The 18,641-nt window shown below is 73.0% G+C and carries 14 protein-coding genes and 1 pseudogene; 3 read left to right on the forward strand and 12 right to left on the reverse strand.

What is annotated here, in order from left to right:
- Positions 1-112: 112 nt before the first annotated feature.
- From R4Z63_RS02060 to R4Z63_RS02090, 7 genes and pseudogenes are all read right to left on the reverse strand, one after another.
- A complete protein-coding gene (locus tag R4Z63_RS02060) occupies positions 113-355 on the reverse strand; it encodes a helix-turn-helix domain-containing protein (protein WP_037922002.1) in 243 nt (80 codons plus the stop codon).
- Positions 356-471: 116 nt separating this feature from the next.
- Positions 472-1,092 (reverse strand): DUF6461 domain-containing protein, encoded by a 621-nt coding sequence (locus R4Z63_RS02065; RefSeq protein WP_384444704.1) that lies wholly within the window; start codon positions 1,090-1,092, stop codon positions 472-474.
- Positions 1,093-1,148: 56 nt separating this feature from the next.
- Positions 1,149-1,712, reverse strand: coding sequence for a TetR/AcrR family transcriptional regulator (locus R4Z63_RS02070; protein ID WP_384444706.1), 564 nt, complete (start codon positions 1,710-1,712; stop codon positions 1,149-1,151).
- 170 nt (positions 1,713-1,882) lie between these two features.
- Entirely contained in the window at positions 1,883-3,832 is a 1,950-nt protein-coding gene (locus R4Z63_RS02075; RefSeq protein WP_384444708.1) for an APC family permease, read from the reverse strand.
- Positions 3,833-3,883: 51 nt separating this feature from the next.
- Positions 3,884-5,350 (reverse strand): helix-turn-helix domain-containing protein, encoded by a 1,467-nt coding sequence (locus tag R4Z63_RS02080; protein WP_384444710.1) that lies wholly within the window; start codon positions 5,348-5,350, stop codon positions 3,884-3,886.
- A 170-nt stretch (positions 5,351-5,520) separates the two neighbouring features.
- Positions 5,521-5,975 (reverse strand): annotated as a pseudogene (locus tag R4Z63_RS02085) ((2Fe-2S)-binding protein).
- 184 nt (positions 5,976-6,159) lie between these two features.
- Positions 6,160-7,686, reverse strand: a complete 1,527-nt coding sequence (locus tag R4Z63_RS02090) for a molybdopterin cofactor-binding domain-containing protein (protein ID WP_384444712.1) — start codon at positions 7,684-7,686, stop codon at positions 6,160-6,162.
- Positions 7,687-7,808: 122 nt separating this feature from the next.
- Between R4Z63_RS02090 and R4Z63_RS02095 the strand changes: the two genes are divergently transcribed.
- Positions 7,809-9,230 (forward strand): PP2C family protein-serine/threonine phosphatase, encoded by a 1,422-nt coding sequence (locus R4Z63_RS02095; RefSeq protein WP_384444714.1) that lies wholly within the window; start codon positions 7,809-7,811, stop codon positions 9,228-9,230.
- A gap of 219 nt (positions 9,231-9,449) precedes the next feature.
- Here the strand turns inward: R4Z63_RS02095 and R4Z63_RS02100 are convergent, their stop codons facing one another.
- A complete protein-coding gene (locus tag R4Z63_RS02100; protein WP_037921988.1) occupies positions 9,450-10,949 on the reverse strand; it encodes a DNA-binding protein NsdB in 1,500 nt (499 codons plus the stop codon).
- 229 nt (positions 10,950-11,178) lie between these two features.
- On the opposite strand from R4Z63_RS02100, the gene R4Z63_RS02105 reads away from it, so the two are divergent.
- The gene (locus tag R4Z63_RS02105) at positions 11,179-12,303 is read left to right on the forward strand and encodes an aminoglycoside phosphotransferase family protein (RefSeq protein WP_037921986.1); all 1,125 of its coding nucleotides are present in this window, start codon (positions 11,179-11,181) and stop codon (positions 12,301-12,303) included.
- Positions 12,304-12,537: 234 nt separating this feature from the next.
- Positions 12,538-14,331 (forward strand): 3-oxosteroid 1-dehydrogenase, encoded by a 1,794-nt coding sequence (gene kstD / locus R4Z63_RS02110; protein ID WP_384444717.1) that lies wholly within the window; start codon positions 12,538-12,540, stop codon positions 14,329-14,331.
- 91 nt (positions 14,332-14,422) lie between these two features.
- Here kstD and R4Z63_RS02115 read toward each other — a convergent pair whose 3' ends face one another.
- From R4Z63_RS02115 to R4Z63_RS02130, 4 genes are all read right to left on the reverse strand, one after another.
- A complete protein-coding gene (locus tag R4Z63_RS02115; RefSeq protein ID WP_030030746.1) occupies positions 14,423-14,923 on the reverse strand; it encodes a hypothetical protein in 501 nt (166 codons plus the stop codon).
- Positions 14,924-14,999: 76 nt separating this feature from the next.
- Positions 15,000-15,164, reverse strand: coding sequence for a hypothetical protein (locus R4Z63_RS02120; RefSeq protein WP_384444719.1), 165 nt, complete (start codon positions 15,162-15,164; stop codon positions 15,000-15,002).
- A gap of 4 nt (positions 15,165-15,168) precedes the next feature.
- The gene (locus R4Z63_RS02125) at positions 15,169-15,663 is read right to left on the reverse strand and encodes a maleylpyruvate isomerase family mycothiol-dependent enzyme (RefSeq protein ID WP_384444721.1); all 495 of its coding nucleotides are present in this window, start codon (positions 15,661-15,663) and stop codon (positions 15,169-15,171) included.
- A gap of 122 nt (positions 15,664-15,785) precedes the next feature.
- Positions 15,786-18,641 carry an ATP-binding protein gene (locus R4Z63_RS02130; RefSeq protein ID WP_384444723.1) on the reverse strand — a complete coding sequence of 952 codons (2,856 nt, stop codon included), beginning with the start codon at positions 18,639-18,641 and terminating at the stop codon, positions 15,786-15,788.

Below are 18,641 nucleotides of genomic sequence, written 5' to 3' on the forward strand. Positions count from 1 at the left end.
CGACAGGAGGGAACTTACTCAAGTTCGGCAGGGCGAAAGGGCGTTCTGGCATTTTCCGCTGGAACATGCCATTCAGCGTGTAAGAGCTTGGCCGGAACGCGTCGGAAATTGATCACGAAGCCAGCGGAAGATCGTCAGCGAGGCGGAACGCGCCGCCCTCCCGCTCGACGTAGCCCTCGTGGCTGAGGGTGCGGAGAAGGTGGTAGACGGTCGGCAGGGGGATCCCGGTGACCCGCGCGAGCCGTTTGGCGGTCGCCCCGCCCTCCGCGTGCATCGCCTCCACGAGCCGCAGGGCCCGCTGCACGGAACCGATCAGGGTGGGTGTGCTGTCTTTGTGGATGCGGTCGGTCCCCATGAATGGTCCCCCTGCTCCGTTACGACGCCTGGCGGAACCATCAAAGTCCTTCGCAGGCCGCAAAACCAGCGGACTCGCGTAAACCCGAGCATAAGATCACCGGACCCGGGTGCCGGTCAGCGGGTGCGGGTGACGTACGCGGGGAGCGGGGTGTCCGCGATCAGGCGGTGCGGCAGGGCCAGCCCGAAGCGGCGCTCCAGGACGGCGAGGAAGCGCCGCTCGCGGTCCCCGTCCGGCTCATCACCCGCTCCGGCGTCGGCGCCGTCGGGGCCCAGGATGCCCGCCCCGACCAGCTCCGGGAGCAGGAAGTCCGGCCGGTGGCCGCCGCGCCAGCACTCCTCGCCGAGCCCGAAGCAGCACACCAGCTCGCCGTCCCGGGCGTACGCGAACTGCTTCGGCGGACGGTCGGGCTGCGGGTCGAGGTGAACGGCCTCGGCGCCGGCCCGGGAGACCTCTGCGAGGCGTTCCGCCCCGGCCGGCAGTCCGTGCTCGACGGCGAAGGACCAGCCGCCCCAGCTGCCGACCCGCGCCACGCCGTCGCCGTCCTCGGTCTCGCCGACCATGTTCCAGGCGGCCGGCGCGTCGAGCGGCCCGGGGCGGACGCCCGCCACCGCGCCGAGCCGCACGGCCAGCTCGCCGGGCTCGATACCCCGGGCGAAGGTGAGGCCGGCGAACCATTCACCCCAGTCCGCCAGCCACTGGATCCCGTAGGTCCTGCTCTCGGCGATGTCGGTCATCCTGCGCTCCCCACGGTCCTGCCGCGACGCTGATGCTTCCCCCACCGGCACGATAGTCAGTCCGCGGGCCGCTGTGGGAGGAGCCGCTCGACCATCGTCTCGATGAGGCCCTCCACCGGGTGGGCCTCCAGCATGGCCGGAACGGTCAGGTCGTCCACGATCAGCCCCAGCATCGCCAGGTAGAGCAGGACCACGCCCTGCCGGTCGCCGGGCAGGCCGGCCCCCAGGTGCCAGTCGATGTTCGCCTCCAGCTCCGCGCCGTGGAAGGCGGCCAGCTCGGCCTGGAGCTCCGGGCGCCGCAGGCCTTCGAGCCGCAGCTCCAGCATCGCGATGTGGACGCTGCGCTCGCGCCGCATGCGCTCCAGGAGCCGCCCGAGCAGCACCTTCGTGTCGAGCGGGCCGGTCAGGTCCGCCTGGTCCGGCACCAGTCGTTCCCGGGTGCGGTGGAGGATCTGCACGAGCAGCTGGGCCCGGTTGGCGAAGTAGTTGGAGGCGGTGCCGGTGGGCACCGCGGCCTCCGCGTCCACCGCGCGCAGCGTCAGGCCGCGCGAGCCCTCGCGCGCCAGTACCTCGATGGCGGCGTCGAGCAGCGCGGTGCGGCGCTGCGGGTTCTGGCGCATGGGGCGGTTCCCTGGGTCGGTGGGCGCCGGCTCCCCAGCGGGCTTCCGGCCGGATTCCCGGCACTCGGGATCACTGCATGTGCAGTGCTTTGCCCACGGTAGCGGACGCCTTGCCTCCGGCCTCCCCCGCCTCCCCGGCCTCTCCGGCCTCCCCCGGGGGCCTGCGCCCGCTACCCTTCCCGCCCGGCGGCCCCCGCCGCCTTCCGTTGCCTCGCCGACTCCAGCAGGAACGGCACGTCGATGACGGCGACGCCCGGCGTGAACAGCAGGCGCGCCTTGAGCCGCAGGGCGTTCTGGTTGTGCAGGGGCTGCTCCCACCAGTGACCCACGACGTACTCCGGGATGACCACGGACAGGATGTCCGTGGCCGGGTCGGCGGCCAGTTCCTCGACGTGCGCCAGGATCGGGCCCACCACCTCGCGATAGGGCGAGTGGAGGATCTTCAGCGGCAGCCCGGGATCGTGCTCCTCCCACGCCTCGCGCAGCCGTGCCGCCTCCGCCTCCTCGGCGGCGACGGTCACCGCGGTCAGGGTGTCGGGGCGCAGCCCCTGCGCGTAGCCGATGGCCTTGAGGGTGGGCGCGTGCACGGCGGCTACCAGGACGAGCACATGGTGGCGGGCGGGCCGACGCGGCGTGCCGCCGGGTGCGACGTCCACCTGCCGGGCGACCTGGTCATAGTGGCGGCGCACTCCCTTCATGCCGAGGAAGAGCAGGGGCATGGCGATGACGACCAGCCAGGCCCCGTGGGTGAACTTGGTGACGAGGACGATGACGAGGACCAGGGCGGTCAGGGTGGCGCCCACCGCGTTGATGGCCAGCCTGCGGTGGATGTGGACCCGCTCCTCGCGCGGGGTGGCGGGCGAGGCGAGCGCCTTGCGCCAGTGCCGGACCATGCCCGACTGGGAGAGGGTGAAGGAGACGAACACGCCGATGATGTAGAGCTGGATGAGGCGGGTCAGCTCCGCGTCGAAGGCCACGATGAGGGCGATGGCGGCGAGGGCGAGGAGCACGACGCCGTTGGAGTAGACGAGCCGGTCGCCGCGGTTGTAGAGCTGGCGGGGCGCGTAGCGGTCCCTGGCGAGGATCGAGGCGAGCGTGGGGAAGCCGTTGAAGGCGGTGTTCGCGGCGAGGATCAGCACCCCGGCGGTGACGGCCTGGAGCAGGTAGAAGAGGAAGTGCCAGCTGCCGAAGGTGGCCCGGCCGATCTGGGCGAGGGCGGTGGAGGTCGCGGTCCCGGGGGGCAGGCCCAGTTCGGTGGGGTCGGCCGCGACGTGCACCTCGTAGGCCATCGCGAGGGCGGTGATGCCGGCGAACATCGTCACCGAGAGGAAGCCCATCGCGGCAAGGGTGGTCGCCGCGTTCCTCGCCTTGGGCTTGCGGAAGGCGGGGACGCCGTTGCTGATCGCCTCGACGCCCGTGAGCGCGGTGCAGCCGGAGGCGAAGGCGCGCATCGCCAGGAGCACGAGGGCGAGCCCGGTGTAGGTGCCCTCCGCGACGATCGGCAGGTCCGCGGACTCGGCGCGGATGGTCTGACCGGTGCCGAGCCGTACGGCGGCGACGGCGAACATGAGGTAGATGACGAGCACGAAGCCGTAGGTGGGAACGGCGAAGACGCGGCCCGACTCCCGGACGCCGCGCAGGTTCATCAGGGTGAGCAGCGCCACGAAGGCGACCGACAGGATCACGTCGTGCTCGGTCAGGGCGGGGATCGCCGAGGTGATGGCCGAGACCCCGGAGACGACGGAGACCGCGACGGTCATCACGTAGTCGACGAGGAGGGCGCTGGCCGCGGTGAGCGCGGCGGTCTGCCCGAGGTTCTCGGAGCTGACGACGTACGCGCCGCCTCCGCCCGGGTAGGCGTGGCAGGTCTGGCGGTAGGAGGCGATGACGACGACGAGCAGGAAGACGATGGCGGCGGCCGCATACCAGGTGAGGTGGAGCAGGGCGACCCCGCCGAGGGCCAGGATCAGCAGGATCTCTTCGGTGGCGTAGGCCACCGAGGAGAGGGGGTCGCTGCAGAAGATCGGCAGGGCGAGCCGTTTGGGAAGCAGGGTCTCGCCGAGCCGTGCGGTGTCGAGGGGTTCACCGACCAGCACACGCTTCGCATGGATTCGCCTCATTCGGGCATGATCGTCCATTTCCCCCGGTGGACATCCCTTTGCAGGGCTGTGTCACTCGGCGAGCTCCTCGGCCCGGTGGGCCAGCCACAGGTCGTACCGGACGCTCGGGGACTGCAGCAGCGAACGCTCCAGTACGGCCTCGATGCGTGCCAGCCGCTTGCGGGCGCCGGGTACGGAGACCCCGAGCGCGGCCGCGGCCGGAACGAGCCGGGCGTCGTGCGCCAGCCAGGTGCGGACGGTCGCGCGGGCCCCCGCGGGGGCCTCCGGTCCGGTCAGCCTGCCCAGGTGGGCACGGGCCCAGTCGGTCAGCCGCGGATCGCGCAGGACCGCGTCGAGCCCGGAGGCGGCCACCGGGGCCGGCGCGCCGCCGCCCGGCCCGGCTCCCGGTGTCAGCCGCAGTGCCAGCGAGAGCGCCGCCTGGTCGCCCAGGCGCGCGAGGTCCAGTCCGAGCAGCGTCTCCACCAGCCGGATCCTGGCAGACAGGGTGTTGCGGTGGACCTTCAGCAGCCGGGTGGCGTGCGAGCCGAAGTCGAGCCAGGCATGGGCGGTGGCGCGCAGTTCCTGCCCGCCGGGGTCCTGCGGACGCCGGGGCTCGTACGCGTGCAGCGGCGCCAGCAGAGCTGCGGCCCAGTCGGCCCCGGCCTCGTGGGCCGCGAGCGCCAGCTCCGGGCCCGGGCCGAAGCGGGCGTGCCGTTCACCGCGGCCGCGGGCGACCGCCAGGGCGTGGAAGGCCTGGGAGTAGGCGGTCGGCGCCTGGCTCAAGGCGACTTCCCCGCTGACCCCGATGGCGCAGTCCGGGGCCACCGCCGCCAGCGCCCCGGCGAGGGGGTCGTGGTCGACGGACACCGCCTCCGCGTCGGCGGGCACCAGGATGATGAGGTGGCTCACGTAGACCGGGCAGCGCACGATCCAGGCCCGGCCTCCGGTCAACTCCTGGCACAGCCTCGCCACTTCGGCGCGCCGGCCGGTCCGGCACTCGGCGATGTACATCCGCATCGGGTCGGGCAGCGGCGGCCGCAGCGCCTCGGCGATCTGGTGGGCGGTGGAGAGCCTGCCGTTCATCAGCAGGTGGAGCACGGCTTCGCGGGCGCGCGCCTCGGCGACGGCGGCGCGCTCCTCCCGCCGCTCCGCGTCCTCGGCGCGCAGCACGAGGGCCAGCGGCACAGCCGCGTCCGCCATCAGCGCGGGCGCGTCGGGCGGGTGCGACGCGGGCAGTACGGCGGCCAGCACGCGCCCGGCGTCCAGCGCGAACAGCAGGGTGGCGGATCCGGCGCCGTGCAGGACGGCCGACCGTACGCCGCGGGCGCTCATCTCGGCGGCGCCGCGGACGGCGGCCTCGGGCGGCCGCTGCCCCCGCCGGGCTGCTTCCGAGGCGAAGGCGCCGTGCTCGGCGGCGGGATCGGAGTGCACCACCCCGGTCCATCCGCCGAGGCGGGTGGCGAGCCATTCCAGCAGCGCGGCCGACCCTCCGCCGTGGGCGAGCCGGTGGACTTTCAGTACGTCGTCGGACCGTGACACCGGCGCATTCAACCACCCGTCGCACACTGTGCGCTGTGATACCGGTCTCGCCCGCTCACTGGGCAGGTCGAAGCCTGCGTACGGGCGCTCTCCCGCATAAGTTGGTCCACGAGCGGACGGGTCCCGGGGTCCACAGGAAACACCACGGGGGAGGCGCCGGGATCCGCCGCTCACATCCTGGCTGCCGCGCTGCGGATGGCCTCCCGGATGCTGAAGTAGGTGCCGCACCGGCAGATGTTGGCGATCTCGTCGATGTCCTCGTCCGTGGGCTCGCTGGTGCGCCTGAGCAGCGCGACGGCGGCCATGATCTGACCGGGCTGACAGAAACCGCACTGGGCGACGTCCTGTTCGAGCCAGGCCTCCTGCACCGGATGGAGGTCCTCCCCGTTCGCGAGGCCCTCGATCGTCGTCACCGCCCGGCCGCGCACGCCGACACGGGCACCACGCAGGGGCGGACGTCCACCCCGTCGAGGTGGCTGGTGCACGCCTTGCAGACGTCCACCCCGCAGCCGTACTTGGGGCCGCGTACACCCAGTAGGTCGCGGAGCACCCACAGCAAGGGCAGGTCGTCGGGCGCCTCCACGGTGACGCTCCGCCCATTGACGGTGAAGGTGTGCGACGGCATGGCGTACTCCTGGCTCTGCGGCCAGTGCGGTGGCCGGAAGGGTGCGCCGGCTCGCGGCGTCCGGTGCGGTGCATCGCACGGCGGAGAGGGCCGCGGCTCGTACTCGGCGTACTCGCGCGGTCCGACGACACAGCGAGGCGCCGTGCCGGGGGCCGTGAGGCGGTGAACTCTTCCGGTCACAGCACTAGCGGGGGTAGGGGGTGAAGTCGACGTCGAAGTCGAGGGGAAAGCTGCGCGGCTTCGAACCGGTGGCCCGGGCCCATGCGTTGGCGATCGCGCCGACCGCGGCGGGCACGCCGAGCTCGCCCGCGCCGCCCGGCTCCGCGCCGGTGGCGGGGAGTACGAAGACGCGCAGGTCCCGCGGGGTGTCGCGTTGCTGCGCCCAGTGGAATTGGCTGTAACTGCCCTCCATCGGGAGCCCCTTGTCGATGTGGAGTCCGGCGCGCAGCGTGGTGGAGATCGCGTCGGTGAGGCCGCCCGCCATCTGGGCTTCCAACCCGCGCGGGTTGACCGGAAGGCCCACGTCCACGGCGATGACGGCCCTGGTGACGCGCACGTGCCGCCGGTCGCGGGTGTCGATCTCGACGAGGCAGGCCGTGCGGGACTTGTACTCCTCGTGGAAGGCGATGCCCTGCGCGCAGCCGGGCTCCATCGCCCGCCCCCAGTGGCCCTCCGCCGCCACCTTGTCCAGTACGGCGCGCTGGGCGTCGGTCTGCAGGAAGGTGCGCCGGAAGCGGTACGGGTCCCTGCCGGTGGCGGCGGCCAGTTCGTCGACCATGATCTCCTCGGCCCCGCGCGTGTTGGCGGAGTACACCGAGCGCCACGAGGCGGTGGGGATCCCGGTCTGCACCTCGGTGAGCGCCTGGGTGGTGAGGCCGAAGTGGTACGGGGACTTCACGGTGGTCAGGAACAGGGTCTGGGCGAGGGTGGCGTTGCCGATGCCGGGCGGCAGGTGCGCCGCCGTCGCGGTGATGATCTCGCCTAGCCCGTGCCGGAAGTCGGTCTCGGCCGCGGCAACACGGTGTTCGAAGCTGAGGACCTCACCCAGCAGGTGCGTGGCGCGGATCTTGTGGTGGGTGGCGGGGCGCATCCGCCCATGGCGGGTGTCGTCCACCCGGGTCCACATCAGCCTGACCGGGAGGCGGCAGGCCCTGGAGACCCGGGCGGCCTCCAGGGCGGCGTCGAAGAAGAGCCGTCGACCGAAGGAGCCGCCGGCTTGGACGACGTGCACCGTCACCTTGTCCAAGGGCAGTCCGAGGTCGGCGGCGATGGTCTGGCGGGCGACGACGGGTGACGTGAGGCCGGACCAGATCTCGGCGCGGTCGTCGCGCACGTCCGCGACGGCGCAGTTGGTCTCCATCGGGGCGTGGCTGACGACCGTACGGACCGCCTCCGGTTTATTACCGGCACGTAGAGTAGCGATCGGGCGGGCCGGTGGGAAGCCTCGAGACCGTCGCCCCACTCGGAAGGTGTCATCCGTTCGGGGGTATCGCGAGGCGCGCACTGAACCGACTGCCGCGGGCACACGTCCGCGTGAACACCTCGCACACATCGGGCGTTTGATCGAGCCACAGGGGATGGGTGGCCGAATTCCAGCCACCTGCCGCGGACGCACCACCCGCCCCACCGGCCGACTTGCGCACCGAGCCGCCGAGCCCCCTCTGACCGGATTCGTTCGCACGTCGCGAAGGGCCCGACAGGACTCGGGCATATGTCAGAAGCAAGAACGTAGCGGATGTTGCCAAACGCCTTACACAGTGTCGCCGCCTGTGCAACAGTCGTTACCGGTCCTTCCTTCAGACTTGGCCGTGCCGCGCCTGTATCGGAGTTCTCATGCCGTCCCACCTCTTCGCGGACCGTCCCGCGCAGCCGCCGGAGCCGGGGTCGGTGGACGCACTGATCTCTCAGACCCGGCGTCTGCGGGGAGACGTGGACGCGGTCCGCCGCGAAACCGTCGTGGACGACGACGACGCCCAGGGCCGCTGGCAGCGCGCGCTGTGCGACCTCGCCGTGCACCACCTCGATGACCTCCGCGAGCACCTCGGTCAGCTCAAGGAGGGCCTGCCCCCGGTCCCCGAGGCGGTGGCGTTCCCGCGGGCGGCGCCGGAAGTGGCACCTGAGGCCCAGACCCGCGTCGGCAGCGCCGAGTGGAACCTGCTGACGGACGAGGTCCACTGGTCCGACGAGCTGTTCCAGATCTTCGGCCGGTCCCCCGAGTCGGGTGCGCTCCCCCTCGACGAACTGGGCTCCACCCTGTTCTCGGAAGACCAGCCGCTGCTCACCGCGTGGGTCACCGCCTGCCTCGTGGACGGCAGGCCCATCGACGGCGAGTTCCGCATCGTCCGGGCCGACGGCCGGGTCCGGACGTTACACATGAGGGGCGAGCCGGTACTCGACTCCGACGGCTGCGCGGCCTCCATGTGGGCCGTACTGCGGGACGTGAGTGAACTGCGCCGGAGCCAGCGGGCGGTGCGCGAGTCCCGTGACTCGCTGCAGCGCCAGCGGGAGATCGCGCAGACCGAGCACCGGCTGGCGGTCGAGCTGCAGGAAGCCGTGCTCCCCCCGTGGCGCGGCTCCCTGCGGTTCCCGCACAGCGACACCGGCACGCTGGACGTGGCCGCGCACTACCTGCCCTCCGCGACCAGCGCGCTGATCGGCGGGGACTGGTACGACGCACTCGAACTCCCCGACGGCGGATCGATGCTGACGGTCGGCGACCTCACCGGGCACGGTGTGACGGCCACCTCCGGAATGGCGATGATGCTGGGCGCCCTGCGCGGTATGGCCATGGCCGGGATCGCGCCGGGCCCGCTGATGGGATGGCTCAACCAGCTCCTGGAGACCTCCGTCCAGCCCGCGCTCGGCTCGGCCGTCTGCTGCCGCTACGATCCCGCGCGCCGGGTACTGTCCTGGGCCCAGGCAGGCCACCCCGCCCCCCTGCTGTTCCGCCGTGGTTCGGGCCGCGCCCTGACCCCGCCGGAGGGCGTGCTGCTGGGCGCGACCTCAGGGGCCTCGTACGGACAGGCCGAGGAGCGGCTGGAGGTGGGCGACCTGCTGGTCCTGCACACCGACGGCCTGACACCGCGCAGCATCGAGTTCAGCCGGGCGGACGGGACCGAGCGGCTGCTGGCCCTCGCGCCGCGGCTCTGTGCGGCGCGGTCGGCGCAGGACTGTATGCGGCTCGTGATCGAGGAGTTCACCGAGAACGAGCGGGAGGACGACGCCTGCGTGCTGGTCGCCCGCGTCGCCGGATAGCCGGTCCGGTCACGGCCGGCCGCGGAGCCGATCGTGGGGACTTCGGGGCCGCGCCGGAGGGCGCGGCCCTTCGCGTCTGCGTACCTGTGGGCACAGCGCCTTGCGGCGTACCTGTTGCTGTCGTCGGCGTACCCGGTCCCGACCTGCCGGTCTCGTCCTGGTACCGGCCGCGGGGGGGCGTGGCGGGCATGCGGAACCCGTGGGCGGGGCGGCCGGGGCCTACACGCCCGTGGCCGGCCGGCCACTTGGCGCCGGGGCGTCGGGGAGCGCCAGCTTGATCTCCTGACGCAGGTCCTCGATGCGCGCGTAACCGGCGTACTGCGCGGTGAGCCGGTACATCTCGCGCAACCGGTCCCACGTCCGGTGCGAGGAGGTCTCGTTCATCGAGACCAGGGCGAGGCGCGCGTAGCGGTCCGCCTGTTCCGGCTCGTCGGCGATGAAGCAGGCGGAAGCCATGGAGATGTAGTCGAAGATCTGCGAGCGCTGGTAGCCCTCACCCCGTAGCCGCAGGGCCTCCTTGGCATGGCGCGCGGCGACCGGAGCCGCCGTGGCGTCATGGTCGGCGAGGGTCCGGTAGGCGAGCGCCTGCATGCCGTGCAGGTCCGCTTCGTCGAAGTGCTGCATCCAGCTCGGCGGCGGCACATCGCCCTTGTCGGAGACGAAGAGCTCCTCGGCCTCGCCCAGGGTCCGGCGCATCGCCTGGCCCTTGCCCATGGCGGCCTGCGCCCAGGCCTCGATGGTGTGCAGCATGGCACGGGTGCGTGGGAGAGTCTGCTCGCCGGACCCGGACTTGGCGAGCTTCATCAGGTCCAGGGCCTCGTGCGGCTTGCCGAGGTGGACCATCTGGCGGGCGGCGCGGGAGAGCGCCTCCCCCGCGCGCGGGCGGTCGCCGCCCTCACGGGCCGCGTGTGCGGCGATGACGAAGTACTTCTGCGCCGTGGGCTCCAGTCCCACGTCGTGCGACATCCAGCCGGCGAGGACCGCCAGGTTGGCCGCCACCCCCCACAGCCGCCGCTGGAGGTGGTCGGGGTGGTGGTAGGCGAGCATCCCGCCCACCTCGTTGAGCTGGCCGACCACGGCCTTGCGCTGCAGCCCGCCGCCCCTGGAGGCGTCCCAGGCCCGGAACACCTCGACGGAGCGCTCCAGCGCCTCGATCTCCTGGGACCCGATCGGGGCGGCCTCGTAGCGGTCGTATCCCGCTGGGTCGGCCTGGAAGGAGTCGCCGAAGCGCCCGGGGGCCCGCATCGACGGGGCGGGGGCGGTGTGCAGCCAGTCGTACATGGCGTTGGTGAGGGCGGAGCCGGCGGTGAGCACCGCACCCGCGCCCATCAGACCGCGACGGTTGAGCATGAGGTCCATTCCCGTGAATTCGGTGAGGACCGCGGCTGTGCGTTCGGGCGCCCACGGCATGCCGTCGGGGTTCTCGCGAACCCCGTCCGGCTGCCGTCTGGAGGTGCGCCGCTGCCGTACGAACCCGAGGTCCTCGATGGTCACGACACGACCGAGCCGCTCGGTGAACAGGGCTGCCAGTACCGTGGGCACCGGCTCGCGGGGGCTCTCCCCCATATCGATCCAGCGCCGCACCCGGGAGGTGTCGGTGGCCAGCTGTGGGTGGCCCATGGCCGCCGCCTGCCGGTTCACCATCCTCGCCAGTTCGCCCTTCGACCAGCCGGCCAGGCCGAACAGGTCGTTCAAGCGGGTGTTTGGACCTTTGCTCACGTCAAGCCCCCAGGTTCTCGGCTGAGTTGACAGTAGCCCCCCGTCAGATGCCCAGCGACTATTCGCCAGGCTTCGCCAGGGCACGCCCGATGGTTCGCCACCTTGCGCCGGGTGTCAGGTAGGAATGCGCCTCCCCGCCCCGGTCACCGGCGGAACTCCCCAGGGTGAAGTACGGGATCGGCGGGGTGGCGTACGCAACTCGTCGGCGCACGAAGGGATCCGTATCACCATGTACGCAGCACCGTCCTCCGTGTCCGCACCGGTCCGGTCGCACCGCACGCTCCCCGTCGGCGGCGGCCCCTACCTCGCCCCCGGCCGCCCGTCGGCCCCGGCGCAGGGCACTGTCCGGGCGCGGCGGATGCCGGGTACGGGATCGCAGCCCGTCAGCGGAAGAATCGACCTCTCCGGGCCGCAGGGGGCGCAACTGCGCACCGCGCTCGCCTCGGTGCACCGGATCTGTCCGGAGTTCGCGCCGGTGCAGGTGCTGCGGCGCAGCGGCCGTTCGGTCCTTCTGGTGGGCACGACCGGACGGATGACCGCCGTCGCGAAGGTTTTACTGGACCACTCCCCGGAGTGGCGTGAACGCTACCGGCACGAAATAGCGGCGTACCGGGCGTTCGTCCGGCACCGCCCACCGGTTCGGGTGCCGCGGCTGATCGCCGCCGACCCGGAGAACTGCACCCTGGTGGTGGAGCGGATGGCGGGCCGGGTCGCGGCGCTGCAGCGGCACCCGGTGGAGCCGCCGCCGCGGGTCGACCTCCGGGCCGCGCTGGGCGCGGTGTGCCGGGTCAACCAGTGGCGGCCGCCGGCCGAGTTGTTCGGAACCCCGATGAACTACGCGCGGCGGATCGCCCGCGACTACGAGCTGGGTCTGCTCACCGACCGGGACCTCGGCGACCTGCAGAAGCTGCTGCGCGGGGTCAAGCTGGCCGGGGCGGCTCTCCAGTTCAACCACGGCGACGCGCTGCTGTCGAACCTGCTGCTGTCCCCCGCCGGTCCGGTGCTGCTCGACTGGGAGCACGCGGGCTGGTACCTGCCCGGCTACGACCTCGCCACCCTGTGGGCGGTGCTCGGTGACGCGCCCGCCGCCCGCGCCCAGATCAGCCGGCTGGCGCAGTCGGCCGGCCCGGTGGCCCGGGACGCCTTCCTGATCAACCTGATGCTGGTACTGACCCGGGAGATCCGGATGTCCGAGACGGCGGTGCAGCGCTCGATGCTGGCGACCGCCCCGGCCCAGCCGCTGGCGGCCGGCGCCCTGTCCTCCGGGGAGGAGCAGCGACTGCTGCTCCGCCGCCTGCACGACGACGCGGGCATGGCCCGCAGAGCGGTCCGCGCGGCGGTGGGCACCCGCTGACCGGCTCTCCCCCTGAACGCGAAGTCCCGTGGCTCCCACCGCCACGGGACTTCGCTCGTTCACGGCCCGGGGCGCGGCGCGAGGCCCCGTCGGTGCGGGCTGGGCGACCGGCCTCGGGCCCGGATGCGGGATGCCGGATGGCTTGACATCACATGATCCCCCGAACACCTTTTCTGACTCAGCATCAGACATGCTGGAGTGATCCACTCCTCCCCACTCCGCTGGAGCCTGCCCATGTCCGCAAGCGCTTCACGCACCTCCCCCGCCCCCCTCCCGTCCAGACGCGCCGTCCTCGCCGGCACCGGGGCCGGGGTGCTCGCCGCCGCCGTGCTGCCGTCCGGCACGGCCCGGGCCGAGGATGTCCAGACCGAGCCGCTGCTCGGCGAGTACGACGTGGTCGTGGTCGGTTCCGGGGCGGCCGGGATGACGGCCGCGCTCACCGCCGCGAGGCGCGGACTGACTGTCCTGGTGATCGAGAAGGCCCCCACGTTCGGCGGGTCGGCCGCGCGTTCGGGGGCCGGAATCTGGCTGCCCAACAATGCGGTCATCCTGGCCGCGGGCGTACCCGACACCCCGCAGAAGGCGGCGACGTACCTGGCGGCCGTCGTCGGGCCCGAGGTACCGGCCGACCGCCAGGCCGCGTTCCTCGCCAACGGCCCGCGCATGCTGGACTTCGTGATGGCCAACAGCCCGCTGCGGTTCCGCTTCATGGAGGGGTACAGCGACTACTACCCTGACCTGCCGGGCGGACTGCCGAACGGCCGGTCCATCGAGCCCGACCAGATCGACGGCAACATCCTGGGCGGTGAACTGGCCCGCCTGAACCCGGCGTACATGCCGGTGCCGGCCGGGATGGTGGTCTTCGGCCAGGACTACAAGTGGCTGAACCTCGCGGCGGTGAGCGCGCGGGGCCTGGCCGTGTCCGCCGAGTGTCTGGCGCGCGGTACGAAGGCGGCCCTGCGCGGCGAGAAGCCGCTGACGATGGGCCAGGCCCTGGCGGCCGGGCTGCGGGCCGGGCTCCAGCGCGCCGGAGTACCGCTGTGGCTGAACAGTCCTCTGGTGGACCTGGTCCAGGAGGGGGGTGCCGTCACCGGTGTGGTGGTGGACAAGGAGGGTGCGCGCGGCGTCGTACGCGCCCGCAAGGGGGTGATCGTCGGATCGGGTGGCTTCGAGCACAACGCGGCGATGCGGGCGCAGTACCAGCAGCAACCGATTGGCACCCAGTGGTCGGTGGGCGCGAAGGAGAACACGGGCGACGGCATCCTGGCGGGCCGGCGGGCCGGGGCGTCGCTGGCGTTGATGGAGGACGCGTGGTGGGGGCCGTCGATCCCGCTGCCCGGGGAGCCGTACTTCTGCCTGGCCGAACGGACCCTCCCGGGCGGGCTGATCGTGAACGCACACGGGACGCGGTTCGTCAACGAGGCGGCCCCGTACAGCGATGTGGTGCACGTGATGTACGAGAAGGACCGCGGCGCGACCGGTTCGCACATCCCGGCGTGGCTGATCGTGGATCAGCACTACCGCAACAAGTACCTGTTCAAGGACATCCTGCCGACGCTGCCCTTCCCGGACTCGTGGTACGAGGCGGGTGCGGCGCACAAGGCGTGGACGTGGGACGCGCTGGCGGGCCGGATCGGCGTGCCGGCGGCGGCCCTGCGAGCGACGCTGGGGCGGTTCAACGCGCAGGCGTGGAACGGCACCGATCCCGATTTCCATCGGGGTGACACCGCGTACGACCACTACTACACGGACCCGAACGTCCAGCCGAATTCGTGCCTGGCGCCGATCTGGGTCCCACCCTTCTACGCGTTCAAGATCGTGCCCGGTGATCTCGGCACCAAGGGCGGCATCGTCACGGACGCGCGGGCCCGGGCGCTGCGCCCGGACGGTTCGGTGATCCGGGGCCTCTACGCGGCGGGCAACGCCAGTGCCGCGGTGATGGGCCACAGCTACGCGGGCGCCGGGTCGACGATCGGCCCCGCGATGACGTTCGGCTACGTGGCGGCGAACGACATCGCGGACGCGTGATCGGGTGGCGCCGACCGCGCGGGCTCGCCACCGGTCGCCTCGCGGGGGCGCTCCGGGGAACCCGCGGGGCCGGTCGGGGGAACCGGTGGGGTCAGCCCTGCTGGAAGAGCTCGGCGGGGAGCGGCTTCAGGAGCGCGTAGAGGTCGTCGGTGATCGGGCGGTCCCAGCTGGCGATGGTGACCAGCACGTTGTCGCTGCGGTCGAACTGGACGCAGGAGATGCGGGACTCCGACAGCTTGATCTTCCGGACGATGAGGAGGTTGTCGCCCTGCATCACGGGGCAGTCCTCGACACCGGTGACCTCGACGTCCTCGTCGTTCTCCAGCGCGTCGAGGAGCTGGGCCACCTCGAAGGGGACCTGGCCGTCGGTGAGGTCCCGGGCCGGGGAGCCCTCGGGGAGGTTTCCGATGATCATCGCGGGGCCGCGTCCGCCGAACAGGTCGTAGCGGAGGAAGACCCCCTGGCAGCTGCCGTCGGGCGCGGGCAGCAGCCCGGCCCCGAGATTGCCCGGCCAGTCCCCCGGGTCCATGGCCAGGACATCGAAGTCCGGGCCGGCGGGTGTGGCGGCGCGGTGGCGGCGGAGGAAGGACATGCGGCCATGGTACGTGGCCGCGGGGGTTTCACGGCCCGGGGGCCCCTCATCCCGCCGCGGTGCGCGGGCGGGCCCCTCAGACGGGCGGGACCAGGGTGAACCAGTGCCGGAGCAGGCGGGTGTCGCCCATGGCGTGCAGGACGGAGGGCGGGACGCGCCGCCGGAGGAAGAGGGCCAGGTCCGCGGCAGGACCGGCGGCCTCGACGGCGACCGGCCCGGTGGATCCGGGGTCGCGCAGCACCTGGTCACCCGAGAGGAGGACGGTCCAGGACTGCGGACCGTCCGTACACCGGAAGCGGTACCTTTCCCCGTACCCGGCGGCGCCTGCTGCCAGGCGCGGCGGGCCGGGGCCATGACGTCGAGGGGCTGGGGGACGGCGTCCACGGCGGCCGCGAGCGGAGCGGGGTGCCCATCGCCGATTCGGCGTCCCACCGGTGGACGGCCGGCTCGATCCACTGCATCCGCAGCCAGAAGCCAGAGGTCTGCTCCGCCGACCAGATCCACACGGGGGTGTCCGTCCCCAGCTCGTGCGAGATCTCCACGAGCTCGTGGGCGCCCCGGGCGAACCAGTCGGCCGGCCCTCCCGGAGCGTCGGGGACCGCAGGGAGGTCGAGCCCGGCCGGGTCGGGTGGGACGGTGAGCCGTCCACGCAGTACGTGCGCGAGGAAGCGGTGCACTCCGCCGAGATGGCGGACCAGGTCGGTGACCGTCCAGCCGGGGCCCGCGGGAACCTCCGGCACCGGATCGCCCTGGTCGCAGACCGGCGGACCGCCGCCTCGAAGGCCGCCGCCTCGGCCCGGAACAGAGGGATTCTGTCGGTGTGGTCCATGGGGTGACCCTGCCCGCCGGGAGGCGGCCCCGCTCACGTTGAGCTACGGGCGAACGACTCCAGTGCGGCGCGCAGCCCGGACCGGTCGGTGCCGAGTTTGCGGCAGGCCGCGGACAGCACCCAGTCGGGTGACGCCGGCTCGGGGTCCTTGCCGTGACGCACGGCCCGGTCCGCGGCCCGGATCTCCTCCTCGGTGACCCAGTCCACCCGGGGCGACCCGCCGGGCAGCGTGCCGCCGAGGCCCAGCAGCGTCTCGGTGGCCTCTTCCGCCAGTGCGTCCGCGCCGCACTCCCGGGCCGTGACCACGGCCGCGGTCAGCAGGTCCGCGTCGCGCAGCCCGTAGCCGAGCGCGTTCAGGGCGCGGGCGAGTTCGTATCCGGCGGGTGCCGCCGAAAGCAGGGTGACGGCTTCCCGGAGGAGTGCTGTCCGGTCCTGTGGGGCGGCGACCTCCGCCGCGACTCTGAGGGCCTGGCCGATGGCGGAGGGGGCACCGAAGGCCCTGGCCCGCCGGACGGCGTCGGCGGCCAGGGCGCGGGCCCGCTGCGGATCGTCCGCGACGACGGCCCGCGCGAGGTGCAGCTGCCACGGGCACCAGGCCGGGTTCTGGATCCCGCGCGGGGTCAGCCGCCGCTCCACCGCCTCCAGTTCGGCGATCGCGGCCCGTGCCTCGCCCCGGGCGAGCAGCAGTTCGGCGTAGACGGTCTGCGAGTCGGGGAAGACCACGGCGGCCGGGAAGGGCGCGCCGAACTCGTGCTCCTGGGCCAGCTCCCAGGCCTCGTCGACGCGGCCGCGGGCGAGCAGTGTCGTGAGGAGGATCGCGATGGCGTACCAGTGGACGGGGGTGCGCCGGCCCACCCGTTCGGCGAGCCGCAGGCCGGACCGGGCCAGTTCCTCGGCCTCCACGAGCCGTCCCCGCCGGTAGCGGATGTAGGCGCGCAGGCTGTACGCGAAGGACAGGTGGGCCCCGCGCCAGCCCTGGCGCTCGAACTCGGCGGTACCGGCCTCGAACAGCTCCTCCGCGCGGCCGGGTCGGTCGGCGTACATGTGGACCATCGCGGCCAGTACGGGTACTTCGAAGCCGCGGTCCTCGTGGGCCCAGCTGAAGGGCTGCTCCAGCACCCGGCCGGCGTGGTGCAGCACCACGTCGACCGGCTCGCCGCGCAGGCAGGCGTCCCAGGCGCGCAGTGCGATCACGTACCGCTCGGTGAGGTCGCGGCCGGTGAGGCGGTCGGCGAGCCGGGTGAGGCGCCGGGACCGGGCCGGGGAGTCGGTCTCGGCGGCGTTGAAGGCGTCCCACATGAACTGCTCGGACTGTAGGCGCAGTCGGGCCCGTACGTCCGGGGTCTGGGCGATCTCGCGGGCCAGGCATTCCGAGGCCTCGGCGAGGCGGTCGCTGTGCGCGAGGACCTGGGCGAGCCGGATGACGATGCCCTGGCGCAGGGCGGGGTCGTCGAAGGGTTCGGTGAGGGCCGCCCGCAGGTGGTTGACGGTGTTGGCGGGCTCGGTCAGCAGGGAGGCGCAGCCCAGTTCGTAGAGGACGGCGGCGCGTTCGTCGAAGTCGGGTGGCTCGCGCAGGGCGCGGGCGAGCTGGCGGCGGGCGGCGTCCGGGGCTCCGGCGCGAAGGTTCTCCGCGGCCGCCTCGCGCAGGGTGCGCACCACCCAGGGGTCGTTCTCGGGGTGGGTCTCCAGCAGGTGGCGGGCTGCGGCGGAGGAGCCCAGTCCCGCGTCGACGACGGCCGCGGCGGCCTTCCCGTGCAGGGCGACGCGCAGCGCGTCGGGGATGGCGCGGTAGATGGCGGTGGCGATGAGGGGGTGGACGAACTCCAGTCCGGTTTCCGGTTCATGGCCCGGCGTGGTTCCGGCGGCCGACAGGATGCGGGCGTCCCGCAGGCGTGCGGTGGCGCCTGCGGCCTCCTCGGTGCCGAGGGCGGCGACCCTGGCGGCTATGTCCTGCGGGATGGCGGTGCCGAGGACGGCGCAGGCCCAGGCGAAGCGGACGGTGGAGGGGCCGAGGCGTTCGAGGCGGGCGACGAGGCCGCTGCCGCGCTGGGCGGCGGCGAGGTCGGCCAGCTGGGCAGCGTTCTCCTGGACGGGGCGCAGCCCCCTGCCGCGGACCTTGGCGGTGAGTTCGACGGCTTCGAAGGGATTGCCTGCGGTGACGTTCCAGGCCTCTTGGCAGAAGGCGTCGTCGGCGTGGTCGCCGATGACCCCGCGGACGAGCGCCGCGACGGCGGCCGGGGTGAGCGGGGAGAGCGGCAGGGGGCGGTGCCCCGCGCGGCCGGGCAGGGTGCGGAAGGCGTCGGCGTGCGCGGGCAGTTCGTCGGGGCGGTAGGCGACGACGAGGAGCAGCGGCAGGTGTTCGGCGCGCGGGGCGAAGGCGGCGAGCCAGCTCAGCGACTCGGGGTCGGCCCAGTGCGCGTCGTCGAGGACGAGGGTGACGGGGGCGCGCTTGACGACGAGGTGGGTGAGGATCCAGTCGAGGCCGTCGCGCAGGCCCTGCGGGTCGGGCGGGGCGCCCTGTTCGGGGCCGCAGAGTCCGAGGGCGGGGCCGACGATGGAGTACCAGCCGCCGAGGGCGGCGCGCAGTTCCGGTTCGGAGGTGCCGGCGAGCTGGGGCTGGATGAGCTGGCGGGCGACGTGGAAGGGCTGGCTCTGCTCCTGTTCGCCGCCGCGGGCGGCGAGGACGGTGCAGGAGCGGGCGTGTGCGCGGCGGCGCAGCTCGGCGAGCAGGGTGGTCTTGCCGAGGCCGGCGGGGCCGGAGAAGGCCAGCAGCGCGCCGCCGGCGTCGGGCCCGGGACCGGTGAGCCGCTCCAGGGCCTCTTCGACGATGGCGAGTTCGGCGTCGCGTTCGACCATGGTGCGCCGTGTGCGCGTCCGGTGGTCCGTCAT

The organism is Streptomyces sp. PL-29, from assembly GCF_058344425.1.